The 16,663-nt window shown below is 74.1% G+C and carries 12 protein-coding genes; 8 read left to right on the top strand and 4 right to left on the bottom strand.

What is annotated here, in order from left to right; all coding sequences use genetic code 11:
- The first annotated feature begins 62 nt into the window (after positions 1-62).
- Positions 63-1,256 (top strand): ROK family transcriptional regulator, encoded by a 1,194-nt coding sequence (locus tag ACFY23_RS17940; RefSeq protein WP_350684115.1) that lies wholly within the window; start codon positions 63-65, stop codon positions 1,254-1,256.
- 133 nt (positions 1,257-1,389) lie between these two features.
- Here ACFY23_RS17940 and ilvD read toward each other — a convergent pair whose 3' ends face one another.
- Positions 1,390-3,237: a dihydroxy-acid dehydratase gene (gene ilvD, locus ACFY23_RS17935; RefSeq protein WP_350684114.1), complete on the bottom strand. Its 1,848-nt coding sequence runs from the start codon at positions 3,235-3,237 to the stop codon at positions 1,390-1,392.
- 129 nt (positions 3,238-3,366) lie between these two features.
- Here ilvD and ACFY23_RS17930 point away from each other — a divergent pair, with 129 nt between their 5' ends.
- From ACFY23_RS17930 to serA, 5 genes are all read left to right on the top strand, one after another.
- On the top strand, positions 3,367-5,808 hold the full coding sequence (locus tag ACFY23_RS17930) for a putative bifunctional diguanylate cyclase/phosphodiesterase (RefSeq protein WP_387037067.1): 2,442 nt from the start codon (positions 3,367-3,369) through the stop codon (positions 5,806-5,808).
- Positions 5,809-5,995: 187 nt separating this feature from the next.
- Positions 5,996-7,879, top strand: a complete 1,884-nt coding sequence (locus ACFY23_RS17925; RefSeq protein ID WP_350684112.1) for an acetolactate synthase large subunit — start codon at positions 5,996-5,998, stop codon at positions 7,877-7,879.
- Positions 7,880-7,952: 73 nt separating this feature from the next.
- Positions 7,953-8,468: an acetolactate synthase small subunit gene (gene ilvN / locus ACFY23_RS17920; protein WP_091096900.1), complete on the top strand. Its 516-nt coding sequence runs from the start codon at positions 7,953-7,955 to the stop codon at positions 8,466-8,468.
- A 130-nt stretch (positions 8,469-8,598) separates the two neighbouring features.
- Positions 8,599-9,612, top strand: a complete 1,014-nt coding sequence (gene ilvC, locus ACFY23_RS17915) for a ketol-acid reductoisomerase (RefSeq protein WP_350684111.1) — start codon at positions 8,599-8,601, stop codon at positions 9,610-9,612.
- A 373-nt stretch (positions 9,613-9,985) separates the two neighbouring features.
- The gene (gene serA, locus ACFY23_RS17910; protein ID WP_350684110.1) at positions 9,986-11,584 is read left to right on the top strand and encodes a phosphoglycerate dehydrogenase; all 1,599 of its coding nucleotides are present in this window, start codon (positions 9,986-9,988) and stop codon (positions 11,582-11,584) included.
- 152 nt (positions 11,585-11,736) lie between these two features.
- Here the strand turns inward: serA and ACFY23_RS17905 are convergent, their stop codons facing one another.
- Complete coding sequence (locus ACFY23_RS17905) at positions 11,737-12,093, bottom strand: hypothetical protein (RefSeq protein WP_350684109.1); 357 nt, start codon at positions 12,091-12,093, stop codon at positions 11,737-11,739.
- Positions 12,094-12,437: 344 nt separating this feature from the next.
- Complete coding sequence (locus ACFY23_RS17900) at positions 12,438-13,283, bottom strand: FAD:protein FMN transferase (protein ID WP_350684108.1); 846 nt, start codon at positions 13,281-13,283, stop codon at positions 12,438-12,440.
- A 219-nt stretch (positions 13,284-13,502) separates the two neighbouring features.
- Between ACFY23_RS17900 and ACFY23_RS17895 the strand changes: the two genes are divergently transcribed.
- Entirely contained in the window at positions 13,503-14,534 is a 1,032-nt protein-coding gene (locus tag ACFY23_RS17895) for a 3-isopropylmalate dehydrogenase (RefSeq protein ID WP_350684107.1), read from the top strand.
- A gap of 203 nt (positions 14,535-14,737) precedes the next feature.
- A complete protein-coding gene (locus tag ACFY23_RS17890) occupies positions 14,738-15,835 on the top strand; it encodes a branched-chain amino acid aminotransferase (RefSeq protein ID WP_350684106.1) in 1,098 nt (365 codons plus the stop codon).
- Positions 15,836-15,907: 72 nt separating this feature from the next.
- On the opposite strand, the gene ACFY23_RS17885 is transcribed toward ACFY23_RS17890, so the two are convergent.
- Entirely contained in the window at positions 15,908-16,645 is a 738-nt protein-coding gene (locus tag ACFY23_RS17885; RefSeq protein WP_350684105.1) for a tyrosine-protein phosphatase, read from the bottom strand.
- Between the last annotated feature and the right edge of the window lie 18 nt (positions 16,646-16,663).

Raw genomic sequence — 16,663 nt, 5'->3', positions numbered from 1 at the left:
TGCGACACGCCGAATGAAGTCAACTGCTTGCCGGAAGTAAGTTCGGATGCTAAGAACCTGGCGTGACGATTGACGACGCCCCGCGTGACGGCCTCCGCGGTGGGCCACGCGATCTGCTCCGGTTGGTGGCCAGCGGGGCGGCGGTCAGTCGTGCGGACCTCGCCCGGCTCTCCGGGTTGTCCCCGTCCACCGTCTCCCAACGGGTCGAGGCCCTGATCGGCGAAGGGCTGCTCCAGGAGACCGGGGCGGGCAAGTCACGGGGCGGACGACGGCCCCGTCAGCTCGCGGTGCCCACCGGGGGCGCGCTGATCGGCGCCGTGGACCTCGGGGCGCACCACGCCCGGCTCGGCACCCTCGACCTCTCCGGCCGGGTGGTCGAGGCCCGGTCCCGGCCGGTACGCATCGAGGACGGCCCGGAGGCGTTGCTCGGCGCGTTGCTCGACGACCTCGCCGCGCTGGTGCCCGCCGCCGACGCGGTGGTGCCCGGCCAGCGGGGAAGCTCCGCCGCCGGCGTCGACGCGTTGCGGGGCATCGGGATCGGCATCCCCGGGCCGGTGCAGTCCGGCACCGGCCGGATCGTCAGCCCCTCCCGGATGCCCGGCTGGAACGGCTTCGACGTCCACGCCTTCTGTGCACAGCGCACGGACGTACCGGTCATCGTGGACAACGACGCCAACCTCATGGCGCTCGGCGCGCACCGGGCGGCCCACGCCCACCTGGACCACGCGGTCTACGTCAAGGCCGGCACCGGCATCGGCGCGGGGGTCATCTCCGGCGGGGCGCTGCACCGGGGCGCCCAGGGCTCCGCCGGGGACATCAGCCACTGCCGGGTCCTGGCCGAGCCCGCGCCGCTGTGCAGCTGCGGCAACACCGGCTGCCTGGAGGCGGTGGCCAGCGGCGCGGCCCTGGTCGCCGCCCTGCGGGAGCAGGGCGTGCCGGTCGACGACCTGACCGGCGTGATGCGGCTGATCGAGGACGGTGACCGCCACGCCACCGCCCTCGCCCGCCGGGCCGGCCGGGCGATCGGCGAGATCCTCGCCGTGGTGGTCAACTTCTTCAACCCGCAGGTCGTCGCGATCGGCGGCCGGCTCGCCGAGTGCGAGCCGTTGCTGGCCAGCATGCGCGCGACCCTCTACGAGCGCTGCCTGCCGCTGGCCACCGAGGCGCTGCTCATCGAGCGGGTGGTCGCCGGGGAGGACGTGAGCATCATGGGCGCGGCGCACCTGGTCATCGACCGGATCGTCGACCCGTCCTGACGCCGGTGGCGGACCTGGGCGGGTCGGCGCCGGCCGGGCACCGCCCGGAACGCCGGTCCGCGCGTGGCGGGCGCGTGCGCCAACGCCCGGCCGACCAACTCGGCCGGCCGGGCGTGGCCCGGTGCGGGCGGGACTACTCCGGAACGCGGCGGTAGGCGCCGTCGCTGGCCGAGGTCGCCATCGAGGCGTACGCGCGCAGCGCCGCGGACACCGGCCGCTGCCGGTCGACCGGGGTGTACGGCCGGTCGCGCTTCTCCTGGGCGATCCGGCGGGCCTCCAGCACGTCGGGGGCCACGTTCAGCTCGATCGACCGGCTCGGGATGTCGATGACGATCTCGTCGCCGGGCTCGACGAGGGCGATCAGCCCGCCGGAGGCCGCCTCGGGGGAGACGTGCCCGATGGACAGGCCGGAGGTGCCACCGGAGAAGCGCCCGTCGGTGAGCAGCGCGCAGGACCGACCCAGCCCCCGGCCCTTGAGGAACGAGGTGGGGTACAGCATCTCCTGCATGCCGGGGCCGCCCTTCGGCCCCTCGTAGCGGATCACCACCACGTCGCCGGCGACGACCTCCTTGGCGAGGATCGCCGACACGGCGTCGTCCTGGGACTCGTAGACCTTGGCGGGGCCCCGGAAGGTCAGGCACTCCTCGGGCACCCCGGCGGTCTTCACCACGCAGCCGTCCGGGGCCAGGTTGCCGTGCAGGATGGCCAGCCCGCCGTCGGGGCTGTAGGCGTGGGCGAGGTCCCGGACGCAGCCGCCGGCCGCGTCGGTGTCCAGCGACGACCAGCGGTTGGTGGTCGAGAACGGCTCGGTGGTGCGCACCCCGCCGGGCGCGGCGTGGAACAGCTCGACCGCCTCCGGCGTCGGCGACCCGCCCCGGACGTCCCAGTCGGCCAGCCAGCGCTGCAGGCTGGGGGAGTGCACCGCGTGCACGTCCCGGTGGAGCAGGCCGGCCCGGTCCAGCTCACCGAGGATGGCCGGGATGCCGCCGGCCCGGTGCACGTCCTCCATGTGGTACTGCGGGGAGTTCGGCGCGACCTTGGCCAGGCAGGGCACCCGGCGGGAGATCGCGTCGATGTCGGCGACGTCGAAGTCCAGCTCGGCCTCGCGGGCGGCGGCGAGCAGGTGCAGGATCGTGTTGGTCGAGCCGCCCATCGCCACGTCCAGGGCGACGGCGTTCTCGAACGCGGCCCGGTTGGCGATCGCGCGGGGCAGCACGGAGGCGTCGTCGCCGTCGTACCACCGCTTGGCGATCTCCACGGCGGTGCGGCCGGCCTCGACGAAGAGCGACCGGCGCGCGGCGTGGGTGGCCAGCGTCGAGCCGTTGCCCGGCAGGGCCAGCCCGATCGCCTCGGTGAGGCAGTTCATCGAGTTGGCGGTGAACATGCCGGAGCAGGAGCCGCAGGTCGGGCAGGCGGAGCGCTCGATGGCGTCGAGCTGGTCGGAGGTGACGGCCTCGTTGGCGGCCGCGACCATCGCGTCGACCAGGTCGATCTTGGAGTGCACCACGCCCTCGATCGCCACCGTCTTGCCGGCCTCCATGGGCCCGCCGGAGACGAAGACGGTCGGGATGTTCAGCCGCAGCGCGGCCAGCAGCATGCCCGGGGTGATCTTGTCGCAGTTGGAGATGCAGACCAGGGCGTCGGCGCAGTGCGCGTTGACCATGTACTCGACGGCGTCGGCGATCAACTCCCGGCTGGGCAGGGAGTAGAGCATGCCGCCGTGGCCCATGGCGATGCCGTCGTCCACCGCGATGGTGTTGAACTCGCGGCCCACCCCGCCGGCCTCGGCCACCGCCTCGGCGACCAGGCCGCCGAGGTCCTTGAGGTGCACGTGACCGGGTACGAACTGGGTGAAGCTGTTGGCGATGGCGACGATCGGCTTGCCGAAGTCGTCGTCGGTCATCCCGGTGGCCCGCCAGAGGGCCCGGGCGCCGGCCATCGTCCGACCGTGCGTGGAGGTCTTCGACCGCAGCTCAGGCATGCCTACCAGTGTTGCACCGCCGCCGGAGCACCTGCCCAGGGCGCGCGCCGTGTCCCAAAGGATGCACACCCGGGGCCCCACGCGGAACCCTCATCCGGCACAGTTGAGGACGTGCATCTCCCCCCGGGCATGGTCGCGGCAGCGGTGCTGTGCGGGCTGGTCGCCGCGGCGGCCACCGCGCTCTCGGCCGCCGACGCCCGGCGGCGGTCCGGGCCGCACCGGCAGGCGTACGCGCTGCTCGCCGCGGCGTCCGCGGTCGCGCTGGCCAGCCTGCTGGTGGGGGTGGCCGTGGCGCTCGCCGCCGCCGGGCACGGGGCGCACGGGCCGGACCGGCGTACGGGCTGGGCCACGGTCGTCGCGGTCGGCACGGCGGTCGGCGGGCTGCTCTTCGCCGCGGGGCTGCTCCGGCTGCCCGGCGTGGCCGCGTCGGCGGCGGCCACGGTGCGGCTGGCGCTCGACGGCCTGGTGCTGGCGGCCGCGTTCTGGTTCGTCGGCTGGGTGCTGTTCTCCGAGCCCACCCGGCTGCTCGGCGACGCCACCCCGCTGGCCTGCCCGCCGATCCTGCTGGCCACGGTCAGCGCGGCCCTGACCGCCGGGACCGCCCTCGTCGTGGCGTTCCGCGCCCCGCCGCCGCGCCGGTTCCTCGCCGGCCTCGGCGTCGGGGCCACCGCGGTGACCTGCGGCGGGCTCGGCGTCGCCACCGGCCTCTGCCAGGCCGGGCCGGGTGTGGCGCTGGCCGGGGCGGGCGTGCTCGCCGCCGGCCTGGTCGCCGCCGCGTCGGCCGCCCGGCGGGTGGACCCGGCCGGCCAGGCCGACCTCGACCTGATCCGCCGCGACGGCGACCACGCGTTCGTCCCGATGTTCGCGATGGCCGCCTCGGCGATGTACCACCTCCTCCAGGACGGCCGGTTCGACGCGCTCGGCATCGTCGCCGGCAGCGTCGAGGGCTTCGCCCTGGTGGCCCGGCAGTACCTGACGCTGCACGACGTGCGCGGCTACGCCCGGCGGCTCGTGGAGCGCGAGGCGCACTTTCGTGAGTTGGCGCACACCGACCCGCTGACGGGCCTGGCCAACCGGCGGGGGCTGCTGCGGGCGCTGCACCGCTGCGCCGAGGCCGGCACGCCCTGCGTGCTGCTCGGCCTCGACCTCGACGGCTTCAAGAACGTCAACGACATGCGCGGCCACGACGTCGGCGACGCGGTGCTGGCCGAGGTGGGCCGGCGGCTGCGCGGCAACCTCCGCCCCGGCGACGTGGCGGCCCGGCTCGGCGGGGACGAGTTCGCGGTGCTGATGCACGGCCGCCCGGCCGACGCGGACCGGGTCGCCGAACGCCTGCTCGGCGTGCTCGGCCGCGCCTACGACCAGCCCGAGGGGCCGGTTTTCCTGTCGGTGAGCATCGGGTTGGCGGGCTGGGCCGGGGAGCCCGACGTGGAGCTGCTCCAGCGCCACGCCGACCTGGCGCTGCGCTACGCCAAGCAGCGCGGCAAGAACCGGATCGAGCGCTACGACGCCGCGTACGACCAGCTCCTGCGCCGGCGCACCACGCTCGAACACGAGCTGCGCGGCGCGATCGAGCGCGACGAGTTGCGGCTGGTGTTCCAGCCGGTGGCCTCGCTGCCCTCGGTGCGCCCGGTCGGCGCGGAGGCGCTGCTGCGCTGGCACCACCCGACGCTGGGCAGCGTCCGTCCCGACGAGTTCATCCCGCTGGCCGAGGAGTGCGGGATGATCGCCAAGCTGGGCGCCTGGGTGCTGCACCAGGCCTGCTACCAGCTCTCCCGCTGGCTGGCCGACGGCCACGACGTCTGGGTCTCCGTCAACGTCTCGCCGCGTGAGCTGCACGCCCCGGAGTACGTGCTCCAGGTCGCCGAGGCGCTACGCGCGCACCACGTGCCGCCGCAGCGGCTGGTGCTGGAGGTCACCGAGCACGCCGTCGCGACCGACCTGGACGAGCTGATCCGGCGGCTGACCGCGCTGCGGCTGACCGGCGTCCGGATCGCACTGGACGACTTCGGCGCCGGCTACTCCTCGCTGGGGCAGCTACGGCGCCTGCCGATCGACATCCTCAAGATCGACCACAGCCTGGTCGCCGAGCACGAGCCGGTGCGGCCGGTGGGCCGGGACGGCCCGGCCTTCGCGCCGATGGTCGACATCGTCATGCGGCTCGGCCACCAGCTCGGCCTGGAGGTCATCGCCGAGGGGGTGACCACGCGCACCGAGCTGGCCGCCGTGGTCGCCGCCGGCTGCCGCTTCGGCCAGGGAGCGCTGTCCGGCTGGGGCGTCCCGGCCGAGCACCTGGAGGCGATGCTGGAGGCGGCCACGTCCCCCGGCGCCCGGCCGGCCCCCGCCCCCGCCCCGCCCGTGACGCCGCCCCGGCGACTGCCGACGGCCCCCGCCGCCGCGCCGGCCGCGCCGCCCCGGCGACTGCCGACGGTGCCCGCCCCGCGCCCGCCCGAGGCCGGATCCGGGCAGGTGGAGTGGGGTGCGCAGGCCCCTCGGACGGGTGAATCTCCCCAGTCCGTTAACCAACATGTGGGATCAGTTGACTCATCGCGTGAGATGCGTCAGGCTTGACCGCATGTCGTCGTACCGGTCGCTGCGAGTACTTATCTGAGCGCACTCTCCTCGTCGAGAGTGCGCTGGCCCCGTGCATCTGCACGTGGGCTTTTTTGTTGCCGTCGGACCCATCGACCGGGGCCCCGAGTCCTGCGTCACACCGCTCGAACAGCCGCACCCACTCCAGCCGAAGGCTTGAACCGCCATGACGAGACCCACGCCAGAGACACTCGCCCACTCCGCCCGTCGGACCCGCCCGGCCGCCGAGCCCGCGAGCGACGCCGACCACGCCGGCGCCCGCGCCGCGGCCACCCCGGCCGTCCCGGGGGTACGCACACCCGCCCCGGCCCAGGTCTCCGGAGCCGGCTCCCTCGTGCGGTCCCTCGAGGCGCTCGGCGTCGACGTCGTCTTCGGCATCCCGGGTGGCGCGATCCTGCCCGCCTACGACCCGCTCTACGACTCCACGGTCCGGCACATCCTGGTCCGCCACGAGCAGGGCGCCGGGCACGCGGCGACCGGCTACGCCCAGGCCACCGGCCGGGTCGGGGTCTGCATGGCCACCTCCGGCCCCGGCGCGACGAACCTGGTCACCCCGATCGCCGACGCGTACATGGACTCGGTGCCGATGGTGGCGATCACCGGCCAGGTCGCGCGGCCCTCGATCGGCACGGACGCCTTCCAGGAGGCGGACATCCAGGGCATCACGCTGCCGATCACCAAGCACAACTTCCTCGTGCAGAACGCCGAGGAGATCCCGCGGGTGCTGGCCGAGGCGTTCCACCTGGCCGCCACCGGCCGGCCCGGTCCGGTCCTGGTCGACATCCCCAAGGACGTCCTCCAGGCGTCCACGACCTTCACCTGGCCGCCGACGCTGGACCTGCCGGGCTACCGGCCGACCCTGCACCCGCACGGCAAGCAGATCCGCGAGGCCGCCCGGCTGATGACCACCGCCCGCCGCCCGGTGCTCTACGTCGGCGGCGGCGTGCTCAAGGCCGGCGCCACCGAGGGGCTGCGCCAGCTGGCCGAGCTGACCGGGATCCCGGTGGTCACCACGCTGATGGCGCTGGGCGCGTTCCCCGACTCGCACCGGCAGCACCTGGGCATGCCGGGCATGCACGGCACGGTGGCCGCCGTCTACGGCCTGCAGAAGGCCGACCTGATCGTGGCCCTCGGCGCACGCTTCGACGACCGGGTCACCGGCAGGCTGGACTCGTTCGCGCCGGACGCGACGGTGGTGCACGCCGACATCGACCCGGCCGAGATCGGCAAGAACCGGCACGCCGACGTCCCGATCGTCGGGGACGCCCGGCACGTCATCGACGAGCTGATCGCGGCGGTGACCACCGAGCAGTCGGCCGGCCACCGCGCCGATGTCGCCGACTGGTGGACCCAGCTCGACGACCTGCGCAGCCGCTACCCGCTGGGCTACGAGGAGCCGGCCGACGGCACCCTCTCCCCGCAGTACGTGATCAAGCGGCTCGGCGAGATCGCCGGCCCGGACGCGATCTACGTGGCCGGCGTCGGGCAGCACCAGATGTGGGCCTCCCAGTTCATCTCGTACGAAAAGCCGTACACCTGGTTGAACTCGGGCGGCCTCGGCACGATGGGCTACGCGGTGCCGGCGGCGATGGGCGCCAAGGTCGGCAAGCCGGACACGGTGGTCTGGGCGGTCGACGGCGACGGCTGCTTCCAGATGACCAACCAGGAGCTGGCCACCTGCGCGCTGGAGGGCATCCCGGTCAAGATCGCCCTGATCAACAACGGCAACCTCGGCATGGTGCGGCAGTGGCAGACCCTGTTCTACGGGGAGCGCTACTCCAACACCGACCTCGGCACCCACAAGCACCGCATCCCCGACTTCGTGAAGCTCGCCGAGGCGCTCGGCTGCGTCGGCCTGCGCTGCGAGAACGCGGAGGACGTCGACAAGACCATCGAGGCCGCGATGGCCATCAACGACGCCCCGGTGGTCATCGACTTCGTGGTCGGCAAGGACGCCATGGTGTGGCCGATGGTCGCCGCCGGCACCAGCAACGACGAGATCATGTTCGCCCGGGGCGTCCGCCCCGCCTTCGACGAGGACGAGCTCTGACCATGAGTGAGCGAACCATCCGGCTCAGCCCCCAGTCGCGTCCCGGCGCGACCGCGCGGAACGAGGTCGTGGCATGACCATGCACACCCTGTCCGTCCTGGTGGAGAACAAGCCGGGCGTCCTGGCCCGGGTCTCCGGCCTGTTCTCCCGGCGCGGCTTCAACATCGACAGCCTCGCCGTCGGCGAGACCGAGAACCCGGACGTCTCCCGGATCACCATCGTGGTCAACGCCGAGTCGTCTCCGCTGGAGCAGGTCACCAAGCAGCTCAACAAGCTGGTCAACGTGCTCAAGATCGTCGAGCTGGACCCGCAGGTCTCGGTCGCCCGGGAGCTGCTCCTGGTCAAGGTGCGCGCCGACCGCGCGGCCCGGGCCCAGGTCCTGGAGACGGTCGGCCTGTTCCGGGCCCGGGTGGTCGACGTGGCCCCGGACACGCTGACCATCGAGGCCACCGGCACGCCGGACAAGCTCGACGCGCTGCTGCGCGACCTCGAACCCTTCGGCATCAAGGAAATGGTCCAGTCGGGGCTGGTGGCGATCGGGCGCGGCTCGCGCTCCATCACCGCCGGGCCCGCGCTCCGGGCCGCCTGACCCCCGACCGCGCCCCACGCGGCGCGCCGCCTGACCCGCCCCCACCTGGCCGGCGCGGCGCGCCGCCTGAAATCCGCCATCCGCACAGATCCACGACGGGCCGCCCGGGCCGCCGTACGAAAGGGAAATCATGAGCGTTGAGGTGTACTACGACGACGACGCCGACCTGAGCCTGATCCAGGGTCGGAAGGTCGCGGTGATCGGCTACGGCAGCCAGGGCCACGCGCACGCGCTGTCGCTGCGCGACTCCGGCGTCGACGTGGTGATCGGTCTGCCGGAGGGCTCCAAGAGCCGGGCCAAGGCGGAGGAGCAGGGCCTGCGTGTGGTCACGCCGGCCGAGGCGTCGGCCGAGGCCGACGTCATCATGATCCTGGCGCCGGACACGGCCCAGCGCCGCCTCTACGCCGACTCGATCGCGCCGAACCTGAAGCCGGGCAAGGCCCTCTTCTTCGGCCACGGCTTCAACATCCGCTACGGCCTGATCAAGCCGCCGGCCGACGTCGACGTGGCGATGGTCGCCCCGAAGGGCCCCGGTCACCTGGTGCGCCGCCAGTACGTCGACGGCAAGGGCGTGCCCTGCCTGGTCGCCGTCGAGCAGGACGCGAGCGGCAGCGCGCTCGCCCTGGCACTGTCGTACGCCAAGGGCATCGGCGGCACCCGGGCCGGCGCGATCCAGACCACCTTCACCGAGGAGACCGAGACCGACCTCTTCGGCGAGCAGGCGGTGCTCTGCGGCGGCGCGGCGGCGCTCGTGCAGACCGGCTTCGAGGTGCTCACCGAGGCGGGCTACGCCCCCGAGGTGGCGTACTTCGAGTGCCTGCACGAGCTGAAGCTCATCGTCGACCTCATGTACGAGGGCGGCATCGCCAAGATGCGCTACAGCATCTCGGACACCGCCGAGTACGGCGACCTCTCCCGCGGGCCGCGCGTCATCGACGCCCGGGTCAAGGAGGAGATGCGCAAGATCCTCAGCGAGGTCCAGTCCGGCGAGTTCGCCCGCGAGTGGGTCGCCGAGGACGAGGAGGGCCGGCCGAACTTCAGCAAGTGGCAGGCCGAGGGCGCGGCGCACCCGATCGAGGAGACCGGCCGCAAGCTGCGCGGCATGATGAGCTGGGTCGACCGCCCGATCACCGAGACGGCCTGACGCACACCCCGGCGGCCCGGCCCGGGCGCTCTCCCCGGCGCCCGGGCCGGGCCGCCTCCTTTCCGCCACCCACCGACACCGCTCGCCGCGCCGACGCCGCCCGGCCGGTCCGCGCCGAAGCCACCTGCCCCAGACGGACCTCGCCCGCCCCGCCGAACCGGCGCGGGCGCCCCGTCACGCGCCGTTCACCGGCCGGTCGTCACCCGTTGTGAGGGCACTCACCCCACGGTCCGGGCCATGCCGGCCGGCCGGCCCCCTACGATCGCGGGTAGGTGTGTAGCCGGCACCTGACGGCCATGGCACGGATCAGTGCAGGGCGCAGCGCGGCGTCCCGCAGCCCGGCCAACCGCTCTGACGACAACTACGAGGACCAATGACTCCTGTCGTACTGATCGCCGAAGAACTCGCTCCCGCCGCCATCGAGGTGCTCGCCCACGACTTCGACGTCCGCCACGTCGACGGCACCGACCGTCCGGCCCTGCTCTCGGCGCTCTCCGAGGCCGACGCCGTCATCGTGCGCAGCGCCACCCAGATCGACGCCGAGGCGATCGCCGCCGCGCCGCGGCTGAAGGTCGTCGCCCGGGCGGGCGTGGGCCTGGACAACGTCGAGGTGCCGGCCGCCACCGCGCGGGGCGTCATGGTCGTCAACGCCCCCACCTCCAACATCGTCTCCGCCGCCGAGCAGGCCGTCGCGCTCCTGCTGGCCGTGGCCCGCAACACCGCCAGCGCCAGCGCCGCGCTGAAGGCGGGGGAGTGGAAGCGGTCGAAGTACACCGGCGTGGAGATCCAGGGCAAGACCGTCGGCGTGGTCGGGCTCGGCCGCATCGGCGTGCTCTTCGCGCAGCGGATCGCCGCCTTCGGCACCCGCCTGATCGCGTACGACCCGTACATCCAGCCGGCCCGCGCCGCCCAGCTCGGCGTCCGCCTGGTGGGCCTGGAGGAGCTGCTGCGCGAGAGCGACTTCATCTCCATCCACCTGCCGAAGACCCCGGAGACCGTCGGTCTGATCGGTGAGAAGGAGCTGGCCGTCGTCAAGCCCGGCGTCCGGATCGTCAACGCCGCCCGCGGCGGGCTGGTCGACGAGCAGGCCCTGGCCGACGCCATCGCCGAGGGCCGGGTCGCTGGCGCGGGCGTGGACGTCTACGCCAAGGAGCCCTGCACCTCCTCGCCGCTGTTCGCCTTCGACAACGTGGTGGCCACCCCGCACCTGGGCGCCTCCACCGCCGAAGCGCAGGACAAGGCCGGCCTGGCCGTGGCCAAGAGCGTCAAGCTGGCGCTCCAGGGCGAGTTCGTGCCGGACGCGGTGAACGTGCAGGCCGGCGGCGTCGTCCACGAGGACGTCCGGCCGCTGCTGCCGCTGGCCGAGAAGCTCGGCCGGGCCTTCACCGCCGTCGCGGGCGGGGTCGCCGCCAGCGTCACCGTCGAGGTGCGTGGCGAGATCGTCAACCACGACGTGTCGGTGCTCAAGCTCGCCGCCACCAAGGGGCTGTTCAGCTCGGTGGTCGAGGAGCAGGTCACCTACGTCAACGCGCCGCACCTGGCGGCCGAGCGCGGCGTCGAGGTCACCCTGGTCACCCAGGCCGAGACGGTCGACCACCCCAACCTGGTCACCGTCCGCGGCGCCCTGCCCGACGGCCGTACGGTCAGCGTCTCCGGCACGGTCACCCAGGCCGGCACGCGGGACGTCCTCAAGCTGACCGAGGTGGACGGCTTCGACGTGGAGATCGGCGCGGAGGGCATCCTCGTCTTCCTCCGCTACGTCGACCGTCCGGGCGTCGTGGGCACCGTCGGCACCCTGCTCGGCGAGGCCGGCATCAACATCGCGGCGATGCAGGTGGCCCGTCGGGAGGCCGGCGGCGAGACGCTGATGACCCTCACGGTGGACCAGGCGCTCGGCGCGGACCTGCTCACCTCCGCGGCCGACTCGATCGGGGCGGTCGCGGCCAGCGCCGCCGACCTGCGCGACGAGTGACCTGAACGCACGACAACCGGGGCCCGGCGATTCCGCCGGGCCCTTCGTCGTCCGCCGGGCGGCGGGCCCGTCGTCTCGTGCGGGGCGGTCGGCGGGGCAGGGCCCGTCGTCCGGGCGGTCGGTCGGTGGCGGGGCGTCGTGCCGCCGGGCGGTCAGCCGGGCAGCCGCGCCGGGGGCGGGTAGACCGAGCCGTCCTGGGCGTCGAAGAGCATCAGGTCGTGCTCGCCGGCCAGCCGTTCGATGTCGAGCAGCACCTGGTCCGGGCAGGTCGGGTGCAGGTTCAGCTCGACGTGGTCGTTCGCCGCGTGCAGCGGCGCCACCGCCCACGGCGTGTCCTGCCCGGCGGGCCGGTCCGGATAGCTTCTGGTGATCGCCCGGTAGAACGCCACCACCCGCGGGTCCGGGTGGCGTTCGACGTGCTGCCCCTGCCGGCAGCGCCGCACCGCGGCCCGCACGTCCTCGGGTGTCGCCCCGTCCGCCAGGGCCCACACGCTCAGATCGAAACTCACGGCGGACAGCGTGCCATCCGCCGTTCACCCCGTCGAAATCGCCCCGCCGGACGGGTTCTTCCGCGCCGCGACGGTCCGGTGTGGAGACCCTTGCGTTGAGTTGCGTCGATTCGCTAGCGTACCGGTGCGGTTACTGGCCGAGCTCGCGGCGTAGGCCCGTCTTCGGGTGGCGAGGTCGACGTTCCGGCCGACCGGCCCGCACCCCTCGATTGCGCGAGCCACGCGCACTCGTCGCTGACCGGCCCTCACGATCGTTGCCGAGACCGTGGGGGCCGATCGCGCCTGCCGGCCCTCCGCCCCGCCCGTCGCCGGCGTCCCGGCAACGCCCCGCACCGGCCGGCGGCTCAGCGGCGGTGGGCGAAGAGCGCGCGGTAGTCCGACCCGTTGCGGAACCAGACGAGACCGGCCGGCCCGGCGGCGTAGAGCGCGGTGGCGTAGGCGTCGGCGACGGCGAGGTCGGGGCCGACCACCGTGGCGGCGACCAACTGGTCGGCCGGCTCGCCGGTGTGCGGGTCCACCACGTGCCCCAGCCGGCCGCTCACCCCGGACGTGCCGACCGCGCCCGCCGTCATCTCCAGCACCAGCGGCGCGCGGTGCCGCTCCGTCGGGTGGTGCACCGCCACCCGCCACGGGCCGCCGTGTGCCGCGTGCCCGCGTACGACCAGGTCGGCGCCGCTGAGCACGGCGTAGTCGTGGATGCCGGCGGCGCGCAGCCGGGCGGCGGCGCGCTCGACCGCCCACCCGCCGAGCAGGCCGCCGGGGTCGAAGCCGCCGGGCACCGCCCAGGCGTCGAACCAGCCGTCGGTGGCCGCCCGCATCGCCGCGCAGCGGTCGACCAGGTCGGCCAGCGGCGGGTACGACTCGGGGCTGATCTCGCCGCGCCGCAGCCGGGAGACCAGGCTCTCGGGCCGGCTCGGGCCGTAGGTGAGGTCGATGGCCCGCAGCTCCGCCACCGCGTCGCGCAGCGCGTCCCCGACGCCCCGCCGGCCCAGCCACTCGGGCGCGTTGAGCAGCAGCGAGTATTCCGCCGTCGAGGTCCGTACGGTGTGCTGGACGGCGATCCGGTCGCCGGTGGTCGCGCCCGGGCGGTCGATGCGGTGGCTGCGGGCGCCGAGCCGCAGGTCAGGACGGCCTTGTTGGAGGCCCGACTGGTCCACCCAGCGGGTCCGTGGCTGCTGGTCGATCCGCATGACAGTGCCCCCTCGCTGCCGGCGGCCGCGTCGTCGCGGCGCCGTCACGGGCCCCCGTGACCCGCTCGTCACCACGCTAGGCAGCGGAGATGACTTGACCATGAATGCCACCTGGGAGCCTGCTGTGCATCTCAATTTCCCGAATGGTGGAAGCTTCGTACCGGGAGGCGGGACAGCGGCGTACGGTCGACCCAACGGCGAGGCGAAGGAGCGCAGGACGTGGCACGGATCGCGGTGGTGGCCGGGGACGGGATCGGACCCGAGGTGGTCGCGCAGGCCCGTAAGGTCATCGACGCCGTGCTCCCGGGGGTGGAGGCTACCGAGTACGACCTCGGCGCCGCCCGCTGGCACCGCACCGGCGAGGTGTTGCCCGACTCGGTGCTGACCGAGCTGGCCGGGCACGACGCGGTCCTGCTCGGCGCCGTCGGCGACCCGAGCGTGCCGCCCGGCGTGCTGGAGCGGGGCCTGCTGCTCAAGCTGCGGTTCGCCTTCGACCAGTACGTCAACCTGCGGCCGGCGCGGCTCTGGCCCGGCGTGGCCGGGCCGCTGGCCAGCGTCAAGCCCGGCGAGGTCGACCTGGTGGTGGTCCGCGAGGGCACCGAGGGCCTGTACGCGGGCGCCGGCGGCGCGCTGCACCGCGGCACCCCGGCCGAGATCGCCACCGAGGAGAGCCTGAACACGCGGCACGGGGTGGAGCGGGTGATCCGCGACGCCTTCGCCCGCGCCTCCCGCCGGGAGCGGCGCAAGGTCACCCTGGTGCACAAGACCAACGTGCTCACCCACGCCGGCTCGCTGTGGGCGCGCGCGTTCGAGGCCGTCGCCGCCGAGCACCCCGACGTGACGACGGAATACCAACACGTCGACGCCGCCGCGATGTTCCTGGTCACCCAGCCCCAGCGCTACGACGTGGTGGTCACCGACAACCTGTTCGGCGACATCCTCACCGACATCGCCGCCGCGGTCACCGGTGGGATCGGGCTGGCGGCCAGCGGCAGCATCAACCCCACGGGGGCGTACCCCTCGATGTTCGAGCCGGTGCACGGCTCGGCGCCGGACATCGCCGGGCGCGGCGTGGCCGACCCGGTGGCGGCCGTGCTCTCGGCCGCGCTGCTGCTCGACCAGCTCGGGCACGCCGACGCTGCGGCCCGGGTCACCGCCGCGGTCGGCACGGAGCTGGCCGGTCGGGCCCCGGGCGTACCGCTGCGCACCGAGGAGGTCGGCGACCGGCTGGCCGGGTACGCCGCTTCCTGACGCCGTCGGGCGGCCCACCCCGGGCCGCCCGCACCCCGTTTGCCGCCCCGCCCGCCCCACGGGCGCGGCGGCGTCACCCGTCCGGCCGCCCTGGGTGCGCCGGGCGTAGCTACCCCCTGAACGACCGTTCGGGGTAAGTTTCTCGCACCATGTTCTCGGCATACGGACTCGTGTGCCGTCCGTCCCGCAGGGAGGTCAGCGCGATGAGCGGTGGTGACAAGCTCGACTTCGAGATCCGTCCGAATCCCGCGCCGGTATCCGTCGCCGATCGGGCCGCCCTGCTGGCCAACCCCGGGTTCGGCCGGGTCTTCACCGACCACATGGTCACCATCCGCTACGCCGACGGCAAGGGCTGGTACGACGCCCGGGTCGAGGCGCGCGCGCCGATCCCGATGGACCCGGCCGCCGCGGTCCTGCACTACGCGCAGGAGATCTTCGAGGGCCTGAAGGCGTACCGGACGCCCGACGGCGGGGTCACCATGTTCCGGCCGGAGGCCAACGCCGCCCGGTTCGCCGCCTCCGCCCGGCGGATGGCGATGCCGCCGCTGCCCGAGGAGACGTTCGTCGACTCGCTGCGCCGGCTCGTCGAGATCGACCGGGACTGGATCCCCGAGGGCGAGGACGGCAGCCTCTACCTGCGGCCGTTCATGTTCGCCAGCGAGGTGTTCCTCGGCGTCCGCCCGGCCAACGAATACCTCTACGTGGTGATCGCCTCGCCGGTCGGCGCGTACTTCTCGGGCGGGGTCAAGCCGGTGACGGTCTGGGTCTCGCCGGACTACACCCGGGCGGCCCCCGGGGGCACCGGCGCGGCGAAGTGCGGCGGCAACTACGCCGCCTCGTTGGTGGCCCAGGCCGAGGCGATCGAGCACGGCTGCGACCAGGTGGTCTTCCTCGACGCGGTGGAGCGCCGCTTCGTCGACGAGCTGGGCGGCATGAACGTGTTCTTCGTCTACGACGACGGCACCGTGGTCACCCCGCCGCTGACCGGCACGATCCTGCCCGGCATCACCCGGGAGTCGGTGCTGGACCTGGCCGCCGGCGCGGGGCACCGGGTCGAGGAGCGGCCGGTGAGCTTCGCCGACTGGCAGGCCGACGCGGCCAGCGGCCGGCTCCGCGAGGTGTTCGCCTGCGGCACCGCCGCCGTGATCACCCCGATCGGGCAGGTGCGCTTCCCCGACGGCGAGTTCCTGGTCGGCGACGGCGGGCCCGGCCGGGTCACCATGGCCCTGCGCCAGCAGCTCGTCGGCCTGCAGCGGGGCCAGGCCGACGACCCGCACGGCTGGGTCCAGCGCATTCTCTGACCCGCACGCACGACCGTCCCGCCCCCGCGCCGTCCCGGCGCGGGGGCGGTGTCGCTGTCGGCCGCGCCCGCGTCAATCGAGCAGGTGGTCGCGGAGGGCGGCGAGTTGGGCGTCGGTGACGCCGGCGCGGCGTAGGTAGCCCTCGACCGAGCCGTGGGCCTCCCGCAGCTCGGCGAGGAAGTACGTCATGGCCTCGGCGGGACAGGTCAGCACCGGCAGGGTGTGCCCCGCCTGTCGCCCGGTGGCCTCGAACCAGGCGCGGTACCGCTCGCCGGCCTCGGTGCTCAGCGCGTAGTCGGCGGCGATCTCGTCGTCGTCGACGCCGAGCACCGCGAGGGTGAGCCCGCAGACGATGCCGGTGCGGTCCTTGCCGGCGACGCAGTGCACCACCACCGGGGCGTTGCCGCTGTCGGCGATCAGCCCGACGGCCTCGGCGAGCCCGGCCGTGCCGGTCTCCGCGAGGTCGGCGTACCGGTCGGCCAGGTAGCGGGCCAGGTCGGTGCCCGGCTGGTAGGGCCGCTCGCCCCACTCGGCGTGCTCCGGGTGGATGTTGCGCCAGGTCAGGCCGTCGAAGTGGGGGATCCGGCCGTCGCGTTCCACCTCGTAGGGGCGGCGCAGGTCGATGACCGTGCGGACGCCGAGGGCGGCGAACGCCTCCCGGTCGGCGTCGTCGATGCGGTGCGGCGAGTCGGAGCGGTAGAGCCGGCCCCGGCGTACGGTGCGCCCGTCGTGGCCGGAGTGGCCGCCGACGTCGCGGAAGTTGAACATCGTGGCGAAGGGGATCCTGCGGTTGGCCTCGGTGGCGTCCACCCTGACACGGTAACGGCC

It is taken from the genome of Micromonospora sp. NPDC000121 (assembly GCF_042899165.1).
GTDB lineage: Bacteria > Actinomycetota > Actinomycetes > Mycobacteriales > Micromonosporaceae > Micromonospora.
This window is presented reverse-complemented; position numbering and strand designations above follow the sequence as displayed.

Excerpts from the sequence above, each read along its gene's own strand:
- ilvC (WP_350684111.1), top strand. The coding sequence starts at position 8,599 with ATGAGCGTTGAGGTGTACTACGACGACGACGCCGACCTGAGCCTGATC.
- ACFY23_RS17930 (WP_387037067.1), top strand. The coding sequence starts at position 3,367 with ATGGTCGCGGCAGCGGTGCTGTGCGGGCTGGTCGCCGCGGCGGCCACC.
- serA (WP_350684110.1), top strand. The coding sequence starts at position 9,986 with ATGACTCCTGTCGTACTGATCGCCGAAGAACTCGCTCCCGCCGCCATC.
- ilvN (WP_091096900.1), top strand. The coding sequence starts at position 7,953 with ATGACCATGCACACCCTGTCCGTCCTGGTGGAGAACAAGCCGGGCGTC.
- ACFY23_RS17890 (WP_350684106.1), top strand. The coding sequence starts at position 14,738 with ATGAGCGGTGGTGACAAGCTCGACTTCGAGATCCGTCCGAATCCCGCG.
- ACFY23_RS17925 (WP_350684112.1), top strand. The coding sequence starts at position 5,996 with ATGACGAGACCCACGCCAGAGACACTCGCCCACTCCGCCCGTCGGACC.
- ilvD (WP_350684114.1), bottom strand. The coding sequence starts at position 3,237 with ATGCCTGAGCTGCGGTCGAAGACCTCCACGCACGGTCGGACGATGGCC.
- ACFY23_RS17900 (WP_350684108.1), bottom strand. The coding sequence starts at position 13,283 with ATGCGGATCGACCAGCAGCCACGGACCCGCTGGGTGGACCAGTCGGGC.